The organism is Rhizobium sp. SEMIA 4085 (assembly GCF_013004495.1).
In the GTDB taxonomy this organism is placed as follows: domain Bacteria; phylum Pseudomonadota; class Alphaproteobacteria; order Rhizobiales; family Rhizobiaceae; genus Rhizobium; species Rhizobium gallicum.
The window spans coordinates 1-17,158 of sequence record NZ_JABEPH010000098.1 but is presented as its reverse complement, the minus strand read 5'-3'; the positions used below and the strand labels follow the sequence as shown (position 1 = coordinate 17,158).

General features: G+C 59.5%; 16 protein-coding genes. 7 read left to right on the top strand and 9 right to left on the bottom strand.

Annotation, left to right across the window (positions count from 1 at the left end; translation table 11 throughout):
* Positions 1-153: 153 nt before the first annotated feature.
* From C9413_RS12525 to C9413_RS12495, 7 genes are all read right to left on the bottom strand, one after another.
* Positions 154-1,536, bottom strand: a complete 1,383-nt coding sequence (locus C9413_RS12525) for an FGGY-family carbohydrate kinase (protein WP_040115354.1) — start codon at positions 1,534-1,536, stop codon at positions 154-156.
* Entirely contained in the window at positions 1,533-1,853 is a 321-nt protein-coding gene (rhaM, locus tag C9413_RS12520; protein ID WP_040115355.1) for an L-rhamnose mutarotase, read from the bottom strand. Before rhaM ends, C9413_RS12525 begins: the two co-directional genes overlap by 4 nt.
* Positions 1,850-2,860, bottom strand: coding sequence for an ABC transporter permease (locus C9413_RS12515; protein WP_040115356.1), 1,011 nt, complete (start codon positions 2,858-2,860; stop codon positions 1,850-1,852). The genes rhaM and C9413_RS12515 overlap by 4 nt, the downstream gene beginning before the upstream one ends.
* Positions 2,857-3,858 (bottom strand): ABC transporter permease, encoded by a 1,002-nt coding sequence (locus tag C9413_RS12510; protein ID WP_170250506.1) that lies wholly within the window; start codon positions 3,856-3,858, stop codon positions 2,857-2,859. Before C9413_RS12510 ends, C9413_RS12515 begins: the two co-directional genes overlap by 4 nt.
* A 9-nt stretch (positions 3,859-3,867) precedes the next feature.
* Positions 3,868-5,403: a sugar ABC transporter ATP-binding protein gene (locus C9413_RS12505; RefSeq protein ID WP_040116540.1), complete on the bottom strand. Its 1,536-nt coding sequence runs from the start codon at positions 5,401-5,403 to the stop codon at positions 3,868-3,870.
* A 73-nt stretch (positions 5,404-5,476) separates the two neighbouring features.
* Complete coding sequence (gene rhaS / locus C9413_RS12500) at positions 5,477-6,472, bottom strand: rhamnose ABC transporter substrate-binding protein (protein ID WP_040115358.1); 996 nt, start codon at positions 6,470-6,472, stop codon at positions 5,477-5,479.
* A 51-nt stretch (positions 6,473-6,523) separates the two neighbouring features.
* Entirely contained in the window at positions 6,524-7,336 is an 813-nt protein-coding gene (locus C9413_RS12495) for a DeoR/GlpR family DNA-binding transcription regulator (RefSeq protein ID WP_040115359.1), read from the bottom strand.
* 196 nt (positions 7,337-7,532) lie between these two features.
* On the opposite strand from C9413_RS12495, the gene C9413_RS12490 reads away from it, so the two are divergent.
* Entirely contained in the window at positions 7,533-9,629 is a 2,097-nt protein-coding gene (locus C9413_RS12490) for a bifunctional rhamnulose-1-phosphate aldolase/short-chain dehydrogenase (RefSeq protein WP_040115360.1), read from the top strand.
* Positions 9,630-9,633: 4 nt separating this feature from the next.
* On the opposite strand, the gene C9413_RS12485 is transcribed toward C9413_RS12490, so the two are convergent.
* Positions 9,634-9,792, bottom strand: coding sequence for a YqaE/Pmp3 family membrane protein (locus C9413_RS12485; RefSeq protein WP_040116541.1), 159 nt, complete (start codon positions 9,790-9,792; stop codon positions 9,634-9,636).
* A 79-nt stretch (positions 9,793-9,871) separates the two neighbouring features.
* Between C9413_RS12485 and rhaI the strand changes: the two genes are divergently transcribed.
* The gene (gene rhaI, locus C9413_RS12480; protein ID WP_040115361.1) at positions 9,872-11,164 is read left to right on the top strand and encodes an L-rhamnose catabolism isomerase; all 1,293 of its coding nucleotides are present in this window, start codon (positions 9,872-9,874) and stop codon (positions 11,162-11,164) included.
* A gap of 50 nt (positions 11,165-11,214) precedes the next feature.
* Here the strand turns inward: rhaI and C9413_RS12475 are convergent, their stop codons facing one another.
* Positions 11,215-11,673 carry a carboxymuconolactone decarboxylase family protein gene (locus C9413_RS12475; RefSeq protein ID WP_040115362.1) on the bottom strand — a complete coding sequence of 153 codons (459 nt, stop codon included), beginning with the start codon at positions 11,671-11,673 and terminating at the stop codon, positions 11,215-11,217.
* A 113-nt stretch (positions 11,674-11,786) separates the two neighbouring features.
* Between C9413_RS12475 and C9413_RS12470 the strand changes: the two genes are divergently transcribed.
* The 5 genes from C9413_RS12470 to C9413_RS12450 form a co-directional block, all read left to right on the top strand.
* Positions 11,787-12,662 (top strand): sigma-70 family RNA polymerase sigma factor, encoded by an 876-nt coding sequence (locus tag C9413_RS12470; RefSeq protein ID WP_040115363.1) that lies wholly within the window; start codon positions 11,787-11,789, stop codon positions 12,660-12,662.
* Positions 12,663-12,818: 156 nt separating this feature from the next.
* The gene (locus C9413_RS12465; protein WP_040115364.1) at positions 12,819-14,345 is read left to right on the top strand and encodes an ABC transporter substrate-binding protein; all 1,527 of its coding nucleotides are present in this window, start codon (positions 12,819-12,821) and stop codon (positions 14,343-14,345) included.
* Positions 14,346-14,427: 82 nt separating this feature from the next.
* The gene (locus tag C9413_RS12460; protein WP_040115365.1) at positions 14,428-15,369 is read left to right on the top strand and encodes an ABC transporter permease; all 942 of its coding nucleotides are present in this window, start codon (positions 14,428-14,430) and stop codon (positions 15,367-15,369) included.
* Complete coding sequence (locus tag C9413_RS12455) at positions 15,369-16,238, top strand: ABC transporter permease (RefSeq protein WP_040115366.1); 870 nt, start codon at positions 15,369-15,371, stop codon at positions 16,236-16,238. Before C9413_RS12460 ends, C9413_RS12455 begins: the two co-directional genes overlap by 1 nt.
* On the top strand, positions 16,239-17,158 hold a 920-nt coding region (locus tag C9413_RS12450; protein ID WP_170250505.1), incomplete at its 3' end, for an amidohydrolase/deacetylase family metallohydrolase.

Sequence of the window (17,158 nt, the reverse complement as noted above, 5' to 3'; positions counted from 1 at the left end):
CCCGCTTTGTGTAGGCTGTAGAGACGCGCGGCAAGGGCACGCGGATCGAAGACCGCGTTTGAATCCGTCATAATATTTCCTCCGCCTGTTTTTGAACGACCCGACATTAGCTGCCGGCATAAGATGAGGTAAAGCGCACGGATGGAAAGACCGCTATTCCATCGCTGCGTACCAGGCGCAGCGATAGTTTTTGAGACCGGTAATCGCGGCCGGCGTGAAACATCTTTCCGGACCGGGCGCGGGTCTGATACCGGTAAGCAGTGCGGCGCCCTGGCTGGTGCCGGTCGAGCCCGGCAGCGCGATCACGTCCCGTTCCATCAATGCCGCGAGAACCTTGAGATACGTCTCGTTCAGCGCGAACGGCCCTTCGACGATGACAGGTCCATCGGCGCCGATGAGGCCGAGGCAGGCCTCGGTCATCAACGTGAGGTAGAGGCACATGGCGGCGTAGCGTTGCGCAGGGCTTGCGCCATCGGCATTCAGCCAGTGCCTTTTGCGGTCGGGAAAGGGGCCGGAGCCGGGGGCCACGTTCGGCAGCAACATGAGGTTTCCTGCAATGACCGGGCCGAGTGCTGCGGCAACGTCCTTAAGCGGAACATTGCCGATTTCTGCGGAAAGAATTTCGAACTCACGGCCGCCCATGAAGCGGGAGGACGGCACGGCCCGACCATAGGCATCGACATTGGCGAGCGCATCGCGCTTCGCGTCGAGATGGGTGAGATCGCCGCCGACGCCGAAATTTACAACCCATGTGCCGGTCGAGACAACCGTAAAGGGCGCCGTGCGCGCGACGAGATGCGGCAGCAGCGAGGCGTTTGAATCATGGATGCCGCAGTAGACCGGGATTTCTGTGGCCAGGCCGATCTCGGCGGCTATGTCCGGCAGGACGTGGCCGAGCGCGTCGAAAGCCGAGCGGATCGGCGCCATGAGATTGCGAATGCCGAGCCGATCGACAAGCGAGGAATATTCGCCTGTTTTTGGGTTCCACAGATCTGTATGGCAGCCGAGCGAGGTCAGTTCGTTAGCTGTAACGCCCGTCAGCCGTGCCGCCCAATATTGCGGATAGGTGACGATCGTTGCCACCTTCGCGAATTCTTCCCTAAAGGCCGTCTTCTGATAATGAAGCTGGGCGCCGACATTCAGCCCCATCGACTGGCGCGGTGAATAAGTCTCCTCGAAGGGAGGGCGCAGCGCCGTATAGGCGTCTCGGATCTCTTGCGGATATTCATGTTCGTAATCGAGAACCGGCATCGCAAGCTTGCCGTCTGCGCCGAGCAGTGCTGCTGACGCGCCATGGGTCGTGATCGAAATTGCATCGAAACCCGGCTTTGCCGCGAAAGACTTCAGCGCGTCGACCGCAAAACCCCAAAGGTTCTCGATATCATAGCGCGGATAGATGCCGGACCGGATGACTGTATTCGCCGTCTTTGCGGCTGCGATTTCCGTGCCGGTTTGGCTGTCGAGCACGACAACTTTTGCATTCGTCTTGCCGATATCGAGAACGGCGATACGGCGGTAACCGGGCGGTTTGCTCATGGCATGTGGAAGACGGTAACGAGGTCGCTCTGGAGCGGTGAATTGTCCGGATTTGTTTCCATGATGTCGGCCATATGGCTCCACCACCTTTTCATCAGGGGATGTTCCGGCAGGCTCGCCATCGTGTGATCTTTCGGCCGCGTCAGCACGCCGAAGAGCGTGTTCGTCTCGCGGTCGAGATGGATCGAATAGTCGCTCGCGCCGGACTTGTGCAGCAGCTCGACGAGCTCCGGCCAGATCTCGTCGTGCCGCTTCCTGTACTCGGCTTCCATGCCTGGATTGAGCTTCATCTTGAAGGCGTATTTTTCAACGGTCATTTGGAACTCATGGCTTTGATACGTCGGGCGATAATCGGAATGGCAATGGTGATGATGAGCAGCAGGCCGATGAAGATCGACATGACGATGCCCGGAACGTTGAGCAGGCCGAGGCCGAAGGTAACGAGGCCCATGACGAAGGCTGCGATGACGACGCCGCCGATCGTGCCCGAGCCGCCGAGGATCGAGACACCGCCGAGCACGACCATGGTGACGACTTCGAGCTCCCAGCCCTGCGCAATCGAGGGACGGGTGGAGCCAAGGCGCGAGGTGAGGCACACCGCTGCAATACCGCTCATGACACCGGTCAGCATGAAGAGGATGAATTTCACGCGTTCGACCGGAATCCCGGAGAAGCGGGCGGCAAAATCGTTATTGCCGATCGTATAGACCTGGCGGCCAAAGTTCGTGGCGTGCAGCAGGATGGCGAAGAGAATCGCCAGCACGAAGAACAGCACGAATTCGAAGGAAAAGACCCAGAAGACATAGCCCTGGCCGAAGTAGGCGAAATCGGCGGGATATTTGCCGTAGGCCTGGTCCCCCAGCACAATATAGGAGATGCCGCGGAAGAGGCTCATCGTGCCGATGGTGACGACGATCGACGGCAGTTTCAGGACGGAGACGAGGACGCCGTTGAAAACTCCGCAAACCAACCCCGTGCCGATGCCGATCAGCACGAGGCCCGGTGTCGCGATGCCGGCCTGTGCGGCCGCCCCCATGGCCGTCGATGCAAGCGCGATGATGGCTGCAACCGATAGATCGATCTCGCCTGCGATCACAAGCAGCGCCATGGCAAAGGCGATCATCGCTTTTTCGGTGAAATTGAAGGTTGCGTCCGAGAGGTTCCATGCATTCAGGAAGTAGGGCGATGCCATGGAATTGAAGACAAAGATCAAGATGGCAACGCCGAAAAGCAGCACTTCCCAGCTGGCCATGATGCGGCGGAACGGGGTGCCGAGACGATCGGGAATGACGCGCTTTTCGGTTGGGGCGGAAAAGGTGCTCATGGGACGACCTCGGCTGGAGTTTCTGCAGCTGCCTTGTCGCGCAGGATGATACGGCCGCGACTGCGCTCGCGACGGGCATTGAAGACGACGGCAAGGATGATCACGGTGCCTGAGATCGCCATCTGTGTGAAGGGCGAGATGCCGATGACGGGAAGCGCATTCTTGATGACGCCGAGGAAGAGGGCGCCCAGCACCGTGCCGATGACTGACCCGACACCGCCGGCGATAGAGATGCCGCCGATGACGCAGGCGGCGACGCTGTCGAGCTCGAAACCGCTGGCGATATCAACATAGGCGACCGCGTAACGCGAGACCCACAGGTAGCTTGCAAGGCCGGCGAGCGCACCGGACAGCACGAAGGCCAGGAATTTCGTCCACCCGGTATCGATTCCCGCGTAGACGGCCGCCGTCGGGTTGCCGCCAGTCGCATAGGCCGATCTGCCGAACTGGGTATATTTCAGCAGAATATACATCAAGAGCACGATTGCGATCCCAACCCAACTGAGAACCGGCAGGCCGAGGATCGGCGTGCGGGGCACGGAAAGGAAGGTCGGTGTCATCTGATGGGCGTTCACCCAGGCGCCGCCGGAGAGCACGAAGGCCATGCCGCGATAGATGGTCAGCGTCCCGAGCGTGACGACGATCGGGGGGATTTCAAGGGCCCAGACAAGAAAGCCGTTGATCGCACCGAGGCAGGCGCCGATCGCAATCGCTGCAAGGATCAGGACGACCAGCGGCAGATCGGGAAAGGCGGCATTCATCATCGCGATTGCCATGCCGGTGAAGGCGAGATTAGCGGCGACCGAAAGGTCAATCGATTTCGTAAGGATAACGGTCATCTGCGCGAGCGCCAGTATGATGAGGATCGAGGTATCGTTGAAGATGCCGGCGAGGTTTGAGGGCGTCGCAAACACTGCAGCGCGCGCCGAAAAGACCGCGATCATCAAGACGATGATGAGGAAAAGCAGGGTTTCGCGTTTTCTAATCAGTCGTGCCATTCCATTACCTCATGCATTTCCGGTCGCTGCGCGCACCAATGCCTCTGGCGAAAGCTCCGCGCGCTCAAACAGACCGGCCGACAACCCTTCCTTCATCACCAGGACACGGTCGGACATGCCGATGATTTCCGGCAGTTCAGAGGAGATCATGATGATGGAGAGCCCTTCGGCGGCAAGCTCGCTGATGAAGCCGTGGACCGCCGCCTTGGAACCGATATCGATGCCTTTGGTCGGCTCGTCGAGGATGATGACCTTGGGCTGCGTCGCCAGCCATTTTCCGATGACGACTTTCTGCTGATTGCCGCCAGACAGCGTGCCGACGGGGACGGACAGTGCGGCTGCGCGAAGGTCCAGCCGCTCGGCGTATCTACGGGCGAGCGCAAATTCGTTGGCGGCCTTCAGGAAGCCCTTGCGCGACGTGCGCGTCAGTGAAGGCAGCGTCATGTTCTGATAGATGGGCATCGGCAGCGCCAGGCCGTGGCGGCCACGCTCTTCCGGCACATAGACGATGCCGGCACGGATGGCATCGAGCGGCGATGCCATCGAAATTCTCTTGCCGTCGAGCATGAGCCTGCCGGAAAGCGGCTTGGTGATGCCGAAAAGCGATTGGCAGAGTTCCGAACGACCAGCGCCGATCAGGCCATAGACGCCGAGAATTTCACCCTTGCGAAGCGTGAAGGAAATATCGCGGAATTCCGTTCGGTGACAGTAATCCTGGACTTCGAGAACGGGGCCGCCAATCTCTACCGGGAACTTCGGAAACACGTTCTCGACATCGCGGCCGACCATGAGCTTCACGATCGCGTCCTGCGGCGTCTCCTTCAGCCTGCCGTCTCCGACGGCGCGGCCGTCGCGGAAGACGACGAAGTTGTCGGCAATCTCGTAGAGTTCGTCGAACTTGTGGCTTATGAAAAGAATCGCCTTGCCCTTTTCCTTCAGGCCCTGAACGATGCGGAAGAGATCGTCGATCTCCTTGCGCGAAAGGGCAGCCGTCGGCTCATCCATGATGACGATGCGGGCCTCGATCGAAAGAGCGCGGGCAATTGCCACCAGATGACGCTGCGCGATCGAGAGGTCCCTCAGGCGGATCGTCGGATCGATGCTGCTTTCGAGTGACGTCAACAGCTCTTTCGAGCGGCTGTTCATCGCCTTCCAGTCGATGGTGCGGAATTTTGTGCGCGGCGCATGGCCGAGGAAGATGTTTTCGGCAACCGTCAATTCGTCGAAGAGGACAGTTTCCTGATGGATGGCAGTGACGCCCGCATCGATTGCGGCCTGCGCACTGGCGAAGGCGACGGGCTGGCCGTCGACGATGATTTCGCCTTCGTTCGGCCTGTAGATGCCGGTCAGGATCTTAACGAGAGTGGATTTGCCTGCGCCGTTTTCGCCGATCAGCGCGGTCACCTTGCCGGGATAGAGTGCGATGCTGACCTTGTCGAGCGCCTTTACGCCGGGAAAGATCTGCGAAATGCCCCGCATTTCGAGGATGGCGGGCGCATCTGCGGCCTTGCGGTCTGTGGCGGATTGTTGAAGGGCAGTGTTCATCAGCGCTTTACCGGTGTCGAATGAGAAATCCCGGCGGCCCAAGGCCGCCGGGCTTTATGCGTGATGGTTCACATCAGAAGACCTTGGAGAACTGGTCGATGTTCGAAGCGTTATAGACGAACGGATCTGCCATTGCGGCCTCGCCGTTGTCGCCAACCTTGATCTTGCCCATGCGCCCGGTTTCGATCTCGCTACCCGGTTTGCCGTCGGTTTCACCCTTGACGAGGCGATAGGCGATCTGCGTGGCCGAATAGCCGAGGTCGATCGGGTTCCAGATGGCGAATTCCTTCGTGGCGCCCGACTTGATCGCGCCGGCCATTTCGGAGGGCAGGCCGAGACCCGTGACATAGACCTTGCCGACGAGGCCCTTGTCTTCCACGACCTTGGATGCCGCCAGAACGCCGACCGTCGTTGGAGCGACGATGACCTTTACATTCGGGTTGGACTTCAAGAGGCCTTCGGCTTCGCGGTAGGACTTGTCGGAAAGGTCGTCGCCGTAAACCGTAGTGACGAGGTTCAGACCGGGGAAGTCCTTGAGCTGCTTCTTCATCTGATCGATCCAGATGTTCTGGTTCGTCGAGGTGGTCGTCGCCGAAAGGATCGCGAAATCGCCCTTGCCGCCGTCGAGGTGATTTTGCGCCAGGGTCAGGCACATCTTGCCGATCAGCTCGTTGGACGATGGGTTGAGCTGTAGGATGCGGCCTTCAGGAGCAACGCCGGAATCCCAAGAAATGACCTTGATGCCGCGCTGGGTAGCCTTTTTCAAAGCCGGAACGACTGCGTCCGGGTCGTTCGCCGAAATCGCGATGGCATCGACGCCCTGTGCGATCAGCGAATTGATGACTTCGATCTGGCCCTCGGCCGTCGTCGAGGTCGGGCCGGTATAAATCACTTCGACGCCGCCGAGCTCCTTGGCGGCTTCCTGGGCGCCCTTGTTGGCGGCGTCGAAGAAGCCGTTGCCGAGTGACTTGACGACAAGGCCGATCTTCATGTCGGCAGCACTGGCCGTGCCTGCCATCATGGCGACGGCGAGTGCGACGCCCACCGCGAGTTTCTTTGCGAGTTTCATGCTTTCATCCTCCCACGTTGATTGAGACTAACTACACCTGGTCGTCGCTTCTCAGGCGACCGACGAGGAATCCTCCTTCACCGATTGCAGGCCAGCGCTCGCGACGACGAGCTTGATGCCTGCATCCTCCATCATCTTGGCGGAATCTTCCTGGATGCCGTCGTCGGTGATGATCGTCGAAACACGGTCAAGCGGGCACAGAATGAGGCTCGACCGGCGGCGGAATTTGCTGGAATCGACCATCACGACGAGTTCGTCGGCCTGATGCATCAGCTTCTGTTCGCTTTGAATGATCTGTGCGTCGGATTCCATGATGCCGAGCGGGCCGACGCCCTGGGCCCCGATGAAAAAGCGGCGTGCATAGAAATTGCGGATGGCGTCATTGTCGAACGGCGACAGAATGAGGCTCTGTTCACGGTAGATCACACCGCCCGGCACCGTCACCGTATTCTTGGAATGTTTTACCAGATGTTCGGCGATCGCGAACGAATTGGTCATGACTTGCATGCGGTGTGCCGACATGAAGTGCACCATCTGAAACGTCGTCGTGCCGCCATTGATGATGATCGCATCGCCCGGGTCGCACAGATCCACGGCGGCGCGCGCAATTGCGCGCTTTTTATCGATATTGACCGATTCTGAAACCCTAAAAGGACGTCCCGCAAGATTGCCGAGCTGCGGCGGATGGACGGCTTCTGCGCCGCCGCGCACGCGGCGGATCTTGCCCTGCACATGGAGAGCCGCGATGTCACGCCGGATGGTGGCCTCCGAAGCTTCGGTCAGCTCAGCAATATCCTGGATCGTGACGACCGACTTTTCCTGGACCGCGCTCAGGATGATGCGATGGCGTTCGCGTTCGTGCATTTGGCTCCTCCCTGTCCGTATTTATTTCGTATCCGTTAAAAGCTGTCAATCAAAAACGATCACAAATTTTCATATTGCGATGCACAATAATTGTTTTTGATCGTTTTCGATTGACAATATGCATTTTGATGAGCGATACCGTCACCGGATACAGCGTGGTTTTGGTCTGCGCATCAGGCACACAAGGGAGGATGACATGGCGGCCACCGTCCGGCTTCTTGAGAACCGTTGGGATGATTCTTACGCAGCGGGGCTCGATGAACCCGGTAAGCTGCTTTATCGCTCGAACCTCCTTGGCGCTGATAAGCGCATCACCAATTACGGCGGCGGCAATACTTCGGCAAAGGTGATGGAAACGGATCCACTGACCGGCGAGAAGGTCAAGGTTCTTTGGGTCAAGGGATCTGGCGGCGATGTCGGAACCATTAACCTCGACGGCTTTGCGACGCTCTATCAGGACAAGCTTGATTCGCTTAAGAGCATCTATAAGGGCGTCGAAGACGAAGATCGCATGGTCGGCTTTTTGCCGCATTGCACCTTCAACCTGAATTCCCGCGCCGCCTCGATCGATACGCCGCTGCATGGATTTGTGCCCTTCACGCATGTCGACCACATGCATCCGGACGCCATTATTGCGATCGCTGCAGCCAAGAACTCCAGGGAACTGACGAAGCAGGTCTTTGGCGACGCGATCGGCTGGCTGCCGTGGCGCCGCCCGGGCTTCCAGCTCGGTCTCGATCTTGAAGCGTTCGTCAAGGCGAACCCGGATGCCAAGGGTGTCGTCCTCGAAAGCCACGGCCTTTTCACCTGGGCGAACGACGCCAAGGCCTGCTACGAGCTGACGCTCGCCATTATCAACAAGGCAATCGAATGGTTCGCCCAGCAGACTGAAGGCAGGACGATCTTCGGCGGCCAGGCGACCCAAAGCCTGCCAGTGGCTGAACGCCGGGCCATCGCTGCCCGCCTGATGCCGGAAATCCGCGGGCGGATCGGCAAGCAGGAACGCAAGCTTGGCCATTTCGATGATCAGGACGGCGTGCTCGAATTCGTCAACTCGAAGAATCTCCGCACCCTCGGCGCACTCGGTACCAGCTGCCCGGACCACTTCTTGCGTACCAAGATCCGCCCACTGATCCTCGACTTCGACCCGGCAAGACCGGACGTAGAGTCGAGCGTTGCCGGTCTCGACAAGGTGCTGGAAGACTATCGTGTCGATTACGCGCGCTATTACAATGACTGCAAACACGGCAACTCACCGGCGATTCGAGATGCCAATCCGGTCATTTTCCTCATTCCCGGCGTCGGCATGCTGTCCTTTGCCCGTGACAAGGCAACGGCTCGCATCGCGAGTGAATTTTACGTCAACGCCATCAACGTGATGCGCGGTGCGTCGACGGTCTCCGAATATCAGGGTCTGCCTGAACAGGAAGCCTTCGACATTGAATACTGGCTCTTGGAAGAGGCAAAGCTGCAGCGCATGCCGAAGCCGAAGAGCCTTGCCGGCAAGGTGGCCTTTGTCACCGGCGGAGCCGGCGGCATCGGCCGTGCGACGGCGGCCCGTCTGGTAGGCGAGGGCGCCTGCGTGGTGCTTGCCGATATCGATGAGTCGGCACTGGCGGCGACGGAAGCCGATTTCGTGAAGAGGTACGGTGCAGATGCGGTGCGCAGCGTGAAGCTCGACGTCACCAAGGAAGATGCCGTGGTCTCGTCCTTTGCCGAATCCTGCGTCGAGTTTGGCGGCATCGACATCCTCGTTTCGAACGCCGGTATTGCGTCCTCAGCGCCCATCGAAACCACCGAGCTTTCGATGTGGAACAAGAATATCGATATTCTGACAACCGGCTATTTCCTGGTATCGCGCGAAGCCTTCCGCCTGTTCCGTCGTCAGAACCTCGGCGGTAACGTGGTCTTCGTCGCCTCCAAGAACGGCCTTGCCTCCTCGCCGAATGCGGCTGCCTATTGCACGGCGAAGGCCGCCGAGATCCATTTGGCCCGCTGCCTGGCGCTGGAGGGGGCAGAAGCAGGCATTCGGGTGAATACCGTGAACCCGGATGCGGTGCTGCGCGGATCAAAGATCTGGAACGGCGAGTGGCGCGAACAGCGTGCGGCTTCTTCGAAGATCGAAGTGGACGACCTGGAGGAACACTACCGGAAGCGCTCGATGCTGAAGCTCAACGTCTTTCCTGAAGATATCGCCGAGGCGATCTATTTCCTCGCGTCGGATCTTTCGGCGAAATCCACCGGCAACATCATCAACGTGGATGCCGGCAACGCACAGAGCTTCCCGCGCTAGGAGTCTACTTCCGCAGTATAACCCAAATTGCATGGATGATCCCGGGCAGGTAGCCGCAAAGCGTCAGTAGGATATTGAGCCAGAAATGCAGGCCGACCCCGACCTGCAGGAAGACACCGAGTGGCGGCAGGATGATCGCGAGAAGGATGCGGATAACGTCCACTAGCGCCTCTTTGGTGGGTGAGGAATAAAGCAATAGAACGCAGAACAGGGCCTATGGTTCGTGTCTCAGGGAGGATTTGATGGCCGAGTTTAAGATTGCGCAGCATCTGATTGCCGAGGAAAATGCCAAGCGGGCGGCGGCTCTCGAAGCCGATTACGACGCGCTCGGCGCAAGCCTTGGACGCCGCGGTATTGATATCGACGCCATTACGACAAAGGTCGCAGCATTCTTCGTGGCTGTTCCTTCTTGGGGCGTCGGGACGGGTGGCACGCGCTTTGCCCGTTTTCCCGGCACCGGAGAACCGCGTGGCATCTTTGACAAGCTGGACGACTGCGCCGTCATTCATCAGCTGACGCAAGCAACGCCGACAGTTTCGCTCCACATCCCCTGGGATAAGGCTGATGCCGGCGAGTTGAGGGCCAAAGGCGATGCGCTCGGTCTTAGTTTCGATGCAATGAATTCCAACACGTTCTCGGACGCGCCAGGTCAGAAGCGCTCTTATAAATATGGCTCGCTCAGCCATACGGACGCCGCGACACGACAGCAGGCCATCGAGCACAATCTGGAATGCATCGAGATCGGCAAGGCGCTCGGCTCAAAGGCGCTGACGGTCTGGATCGGCGACGGCTCGAATTTCCCCGGCCAGAGCAACTTTACCAAGGCATTCGAGCGCTATCTTGCGGCGATGGCGGAGATCTACAAGGGGCTGCCTGACGACTGGCGGCTGTTTTCCGAGCACAAGATGTACGAGCCGGCCTTCTATTCGACCATCGTGCAGGATTGGGGCACGAACTATCTGATCGCGCAGACACTCGGGCCGAAAGCCCAGTGCCTCGTCGATCTCGGTCATCATGCCCCGAACACCAACATCGAGATGATCGTCGCCAGGCTGATTCAGTTTGGCAAGCTTGGTGGTTTCCACTTCAACGATTCGAAATATGGTGACGATGACCTCGATGCCGGTGCGATCGAGCCTTACCGTCTATTCCTCGTCTTCAATGAGCTGGTCGATGCCGAGTATCGCGGCGTGAAGGGCTTTCATCCGGCTCACATGATCGATCAGTCGCATAATGTCACTGACCCGATCGAAAGCCTGATCAATAGCGCCAACGAAATCCGCCGCGCCTATGCGCAGGCCCTGATCGTCGATCGCGAGGCGCTGGCCGGCCATCAGAATGACAATGATGCGCTGATGGCGACGGAAACGCTGAAGCGCGCGTATCGCACCGATGTCGAGCCGATCCTTGCCGAAGCGCGTCGGCGCGCCGGCGGCGCTATTGATCCGGTCACGGCTTATCGCGCCAGCGGCTACAGGAAAAAGGTTTCCGCCGAACGTCCGGCCTCCGTGGCTGGCGGCGGCGGTATCGTCTAGGCCTCCCAAGGCGCCCTGGCCGCCGCTTCAACAGCGGCGGCCAGGGGACCTCAAGGCTTCCATTCGCCGGCGATCTGGCGCGTCGCGACGTTCAGCCGGTTCCAGACATTGATGTTGGCGATGGCGATGACGAGGGCCGCAAGGCTCTTGGCGTCGTAATGGCGTGCCGCCTCGTCCCAGATTTCGTCCGGCACCGGATCGGCGCGGTCGCTGACGCGGGTGACGGCTTCGGTCAGCGCCAGGGCCGCGCGTTCTGCCGGGCTGAAATAAGGCGTCTCACGCCAGGCGGAAACGGCAAAGAGGCGCTCGTCGGTCTCTCCGAGCCTACGGGCAATGCGGGGATGACCGTCGACGCAGACACCGCAGCCATTGATCTGGCTGGCGCGCAGGTTGACGAGCTCGAGCAGCGTTGGCGAAAGGCCGCACTTTTGGGGAATATTCCCGAAAGCGAGCAGCGCCTGCATGGCTTCAGGGATGACGACGGCCGGATTTCCCATTCTCGATTGCATGATATGTCTCCTTGCTATGTTTCAGCGAATGACGTCGCCGGCCGCTTGTCTGTCACATCGGCCGGAATTCGTTCGTCATGGTGGTGACGTAACGCGATGAAGGAATGTGACCGATGGACGAGAAGAAATTTCTGGCGGACGAATTCGAGGCCAACCGCGCGCATCTGAAGACTGTCGCCTACCGCATGCTCGGCTCGCGTGCCGAGGCGGAGGATGCGGTGCAGGAGGCATGGCTCCGGCTCGGCCGCTCGAACACAAGCGAAGTCGGCAATCTCGGCGGCTGGCTGACGACGGTCGTGGCGCGCATCTGCCTCGATATGCTGCGCTCTAGGAAATCCCGGCGCGAAGAACAGCTCGATCCGCCGGTGCATGAAAAGATCGCCGATACCGCGAAGTCCGCCGACCCCGAGCGGGAGATCGTGCTGGCGGACTCCGTCGGCGTCGCGCTGCTGGTCGTGCTGGAACAGCTTGCGCCGGCAGAGCGTGTCGCCTTTGTCCTGCATGACATGTTCGATCTGCCCTTTGACGAGATTGCGCCCGTCATCGGCCGCACACCGGAAGCAACCCGGCAGCTCGCAAGCCGCGCCCGCCGCCGCGTGCAGGGGACGACCGAGGCGCCCGAGGCCGGCATCGAGCATAAGAAAGAGGTCGTCCGGGCATTCCTCGCCGCCTCGCGCGACGGTAATTTCCAGGCGTTGCTTGCTGTTCTTCATCCCGATGTTGTCTTCGCGCCTGATGCGACGGCGGCTCGTTTCGGCCATGCCGGCGCCCTGCACGGCGCGCAAGCGGTTGCAACGACATTCAACGGGAGGGCGCGGGGCGCGCTGCCGGCTTTCGTAGACGGCGGCTTCGGTTTCATCGTTCGCATCCAGGATCAACTGCGCATCGTCGTCAAAATCGGTTTCGATGGCGAGAAGATCGCCACGATCGAGGCGATCGCTGATCCTGATCACATTGAGCGGATCGAATACCGCCTGTTCGACAGATAGGTGCAGCCCGGCTTGCGAAGGCGCGCGCAGCCCTGCGCGCGCCTTCGCATTTCTGCGGACAGGTCCACATTCCCGGTTGACAGGACCACTATGGCCGATATTCTATTATAAAGACTTATATAACATAAATATGGAACAACAAACCGGGAGCATGAAATGAAGACTCTAGTCGCATTCCTTCTCGGCACGGCACTCGTCGCCTTGCCGACCCCACTGATGGCGCAGGAAAAAGGCGGTATCATCAATGTCGCGACGATCGGTGAGCCGCCGACGCTTGATCCGATGTCCTCGACTGCCGACCTCGTGGGGATCGTCACGCAGCACATCTTCGAGACACTCTATACCTTCGGCAAGAAATGGAACGTCACACCGCTTCTGGCCGAGAGCCTGCCCGATATCAGCGCGGACGGTAAAAGCTACACGATCAAGCTGCGCACCGGCATCAAGTTCCACGACAACAGCGACATGACGTCGGAAGATGTCGTTGCATCGCTCACCCGCTGGACAAAGATCGCCTCGCGCGGCAAGCAGGCTGCAGGCTTCATCGAAGCGATCGCCGCAGTCGATCCGGCAACCGTCAAGATCACGCTGAAGCAGCCCTACGCGCCTCTGACCTCTCTGCTTGCCTTCAATAATTCCGCCGCAATCATTATTCCTTCCGACAAGCAGGACGAGCCGATGAAGGATTTCATCGGAACCGGCCCCTACATGCTGAAGGAGCGCAAGGCCGACCAGTATATTCAGCTCGTTCGCTTTAGCGGCTACAAGTCACGCGATGGCGAGAGCGATGGCTATGGCGGCGCGCGTCATCAGTATCTCGATGAAATCCGCTTCGTTCCGGTGCCGGATCCGAACACCCGCGTCGAGGCTGCCGTCTCCGGCCAGTATGACTATGTTGATTCCATCCCGGTCGAATCCTTCGACAAGCTGAAGGCATCGACGGCCTCACAGCCGATCATCCTCAAGCCCTTCGGCTATCCGGTCTTCGTCTTCAATACCAAGGAGGGCATTGCGAAGAACATCGAGGTCCGCAAGGCGATCCGCCAGGCCCTCAGCATGGAGGACATGCTGGCCGCTGCCTTCGGCAGCACGGATTTCTACACGTTGGACGGCGATATCTATCCGGAAGCCTATTCCTGGCACACGGATGCCGGCGTCGAAGGCAACTACAATGTTGCAAAGCCCGAAGTGGCTGCCGAAGCCTTGAAGAAGACGGGCTACAACGGCGAACCGCTGCGTATCCTCACCAGCCGGCAGTATGAATTCCACTACAAGATGGCGCAGGTTGCAGCGGAGTATCTGAAGCTCGCGGGCTTTACCGTCGACATGCAGGTCGTCGACTGGGCGACGCTGACGCAGCGCCGTGCCGATCCGAAACTCTGGGACATTTATATCAGCCACAGCCCGTTCCTGCCGGAGCCGGCGCTGATCGGCTCGCTCTCGACCAGCTCGCCGGGGTGGTGGGATACGCCTGCCCGCAAGGCTGCCGTCGATGCCTTCACCTCAGAAGTCGATTCTGCCAAGCGCATCGAACTTTGGGCCAATGTCCAAAAAGCGATCTATGAAGATGCGCCCTTCATGAAGATCGGCGACTTCAACGCCGTTTCGGCGGAATCGAACAAGCTCGAAGGTGTCGATCCGGCTCCCTGGCCGTACTTCTGGAACGCTTCGATCAAGAAGTGACGATTGATCCTCGGGATGCCGGTCCTGCCGGCCGGTATCCCTCTTCGACGGTGCCCGGTTGGGCACAGGGGACCGCAATTCAATGATCCGTTACATTCTCCAGCGCCTCTTCGGGATGGTCGTCGTGATGTTCCTCGTCGTCACGATTGTCTTTGTCATCGTGCGCGTCACGCCAGGTGATCCGGCAGCCGTCATGCTGGGCCCAGATGCAACGCCTCAGGATATTGCCGAGCTTCGCGGTCGCCTCGGGCTCGATCAGTCGCTCGTGGTGCAATATGTCTATTACATCAGTCAGCTCCTCAGAGGCGACCTCGGGCAATCGATCTTCTTGAATATGCCGGTCACCGCAGCCCTCCTAGACCGCGCCGAGCCGACCTTTTTCCTGACGGTGTTCTCGCTGGCGATCGCCTGCGTCATCGCGCTGCCCATCGGCATTTATGCTGCCTATCGCCGTGGTTCCTTCGTCGATCAGGCGGCCACGACGCTTGCAATGTTTGCGGCAAGCATTCCGAGCTTTTGGCTCGGCCTGATTCTGATGCAGTTCTTTGCCGTGCGCTTCAACTTCTTTCCGGTTTCCGGCTATGGCGGACCAGGCGCGAACTTCTTTGGGCGCATGTATCACCTGACGTTGCCAGCCTTTGCGCTCGGTATTGTTTCCTCGGCGCTGATCTTGCGTTTCACACGTGCCTCGATGCTTGATGTGCTCGGCGACGACTATATCCGCACGGCACGCGCCAAAGGCCTGATCGAACGGCGGGTGATCCTCAAGCACGCCCTCAAGAACGCGTTGATCCCGATCCTGACTGTTATCGGGTTGACTGCGGCGGTGCTGATTTCAGGCGCTGTCGTGACCGAAACGGTCTTCGGCCTTCCAGGTGTCGGCAATCTGGTCGTTTCGGCGGTCCTTCGCCGCGATTACCCGGTCATCCAAGGAGCGCTGCTCATCATTGCAGCCCTCTACGTGCTGATCAATTTTGCGATCGACATGCTCTATCTTTTGGTCGATCCGAGGGTGCGCTACTGATGACGGATATTGCAACACGGCCTGCCTTAAGCGAGGGCAGCAAGTTTCTCCGGCGTTTTCTGAAGCGCAAGACCGTTGCCTTCGGCGTGCTCATCCTCACAGTCTTCGTGCTCCTGGCAATCCTTGCTCCATGGGTCACTCCTTATTCCCCCTCCAAGCTTTCGATCGTCAACCGGCTGAAACCGCCGAGCGGACTGTTCTTCTTTGGAACGGATGAATTCGGCCGCGACGTCTTCTCGCGAACGATCTTTGCCGGGCGCCTGTCGCTGCTCGTCGGCGCTGCCGTTGTCGTGCTTTCGGCGTTGATCGGGGTGAGCCTCGGTCTGCTTGCCGGTTTCTTTAAGCAATTCGACACGCCAATCGCCCGGCTGATCGACGCGATGATGGCCTTCCCGGACATTCTGTTGGCGATCGCGCTGGTCGCAGCCCTCGGACCGTCGCTGACAACGGTCATCATCGCGTTGTCGATCGTGTATTCGCCACGTCTTGCCCGTATTGTCCGTGCATCGACGCTGGTCATCCGCGAACTGCCCTATGTCGAGGCCGCGCAAGCACTCGGTATTTCGACCTTCCATATCATGACCCGGCATGTCCTTCGCAATCTGCTTTCGCCGATCCTGGTGCAAGGCACCTTCCTGTTTGCAAGCGCCATGCTGGCTGAAGCCGGCCTTTCCTTCCTGGGCCTAGGCGTCAGCCCCGAAATCCCGACCTGGGGAACGATGATCGCCGCCGGGCGGCAGTATATCGGCCAGGCCGACTGGATGACGCTGTTTCCGGGCGTCGCCATTGTTCTTTCCGTGCTCTCACTGCAGATGGTCGGCGACGGGCTGCGCGACATGCTCGATCCAAAACTTCGAAAGGACCTTTGAATGACCGGGGAACAAGCGCGCAAGCCGCTCCTCCTCACCAATGTGAAGCCTATGGCCTTCGGTGCTGAAACCCCAGGCAGTGCAGTCGATATCCTCATCGACGGCAACGGCCGAATCGCGCAGGTCGGTCCGCAGCTTTCAGTCTCTCACGAGATGATCTGCGTCGATGGCAAGGGCGCCTGGATTTCACCGGGCTGGGTTGATCTCCACGTCCATATCTGGCATGGCGGCACCGATATCTCGGTCCGCCCATCCGAATGCGGTGCCGAGCGCGGCGTAACCACGCTGGTCGATGCGGGTTCTGCCGGTGAAGCCAATTTCCACGGTTTCCGCGAATATATCATCGACACAGCGCGCGAGCGCATCAAAGCCTTCCTGAACCTCGGTTCGATCGGTCTCGTCGCCTGCAACCGCGTCGCCGAATTGCGGGACATCCGCGACATTGATCTTGACCGCATCCTTGAATGCTATGCTGAAAACAGCGAGCACATCGTCGGCATCAAGGTGCGCGCCAGCCACGTCATCACCGGCTCGTGGGGTGCGACACCAGTAAAGCTCGGCAAGAAGATCTCCAAGATCCTCAAGGTTCCGATGATGGTGCACGTCGGCGAGCCACCGGCTCTTTATGATGAAGTGCTGGAGATCCTTGGTCCCGGTGACGTCATCACCCATTGCTTCAACGGCAAGGCCGGTTCGAGCATCATGGAAGACGAGGACCTTTTCGATCTCGCGCAGCGTTGCGCGGGCGAGGGCATCCGCCTCGACATCGGCCATGGCGGCGCCTCCTTCTCCTTCAAGGTCGCGGAAGCCGCAATCAAGCGCGGCCTCTTGCCCTTCTCGATCTCGACGGACCTGCATGGCCATTCGATGAATTTTCCGGTTTGGGATCTGGCGACGACCATGTCGAAGCTGCTCTGCGT

Excerpts from the sequence above, each read along its gene's own strand:
- rhaS (WP_040115358.1), bottom strand. The coding sequence starts at position 6,472 with ATGAAACTCGCAAAGAAACTCGCGGTGGGCGTCGCACTCGCCGTCGCC.
- C9413_RS12455 (WP_040115366.1), top strand. The coding sequence starts at position 15,369 with ATGACGGATATTGCAACACGGCCTGCCTTAAGCGAGGGCAGCAAGTTT.
- C9413_RS12505 (WP_040116540.1), bottom strand. The coding sequence starts at position 5,403 with ATGAACACTGCCCTTCAACAATCCGCCACAGACCGCAAGGCCGCAGAT.
- C9413_RS12470 (WP_040115363.1), top strand. The coding sequence starts at position 11,787 with ATGGACGAGAAGAAATTTCTGGCGGACGAATTCGAGGCCAACCGCGCG.
- C9413_RS12510 (WP_170250506.1), bottom strand. The coding sequence starts at position 3,858 with ATGGCACGACTGATTAGAAAACGCGAAACCCTGCTTTTCCTCATCATC.
- C9413_RS12495 (WP_040115359.1), bottom strand. The coding sequence starts at position 7,336 with ATGCACGAACGCGAACGCCATCGCATCATCCTGAGCGCGGTCCAGGAA.
- C9413_RS12460 (WP_040115365.1), top strand. The coding sequence starts at position 14,428 with ATGATCCGTTACATTCTCCAGCGCCTCTTCGGGATGGTCGTCGTGATG.
- C9413_RS12525 (WP_040115354.1), bottom strand. The coding sequence starts at position 1,536 with ATGAGCAAACCGCCCGGTTACCGCCGTATCGCCGTTCTCGATATCGGC.
- rhaM (WP_040115355.1), bottom strand. The coding sequence starts at position 1,853 with ATGACCGTTGAAAAATACGCCTTCAAGATGAAGCTCAATCCAGGCATG.
- C9413_RS12515 (WP_040115356.1), bottom strand. The coding sequence starts at position 2,860 with ATGAGCACCTTTTCCGCCCCAACCGAAAAGCGCGTCATTCCCGATCGT.
- rhaI (WP_040115361.1), top strand. The coding sequence starts at position 9,872 with ATGGCCGAGTTTAAGATTGCGCAGCATCTGATTGCCGAGGAAAATGCC.
- C9413_RS12490 (WP_040115360.1), top strand. The coding sequence starts at position 7,533 with ATGGCGGCCACCGTCCGGCTTCTTGAGAACCGTTGGGATGATTCTTAC.
- C9413_RS12475 (WP_040115362.1), bottom strand. The coding sequence starts at position 11,673 with ATGCAATCGAGAATGGGAAATCCGGCCGTCGTCATCCCTGAAGCCATG.
- C9413_RS12465 (WP_040115364.1), top strand. The coding sequence starts at position 12,819 with ATGAAGACTCTAGTCGCATTCCTTCTCGGCACGGCACTCGTCGCCTTG.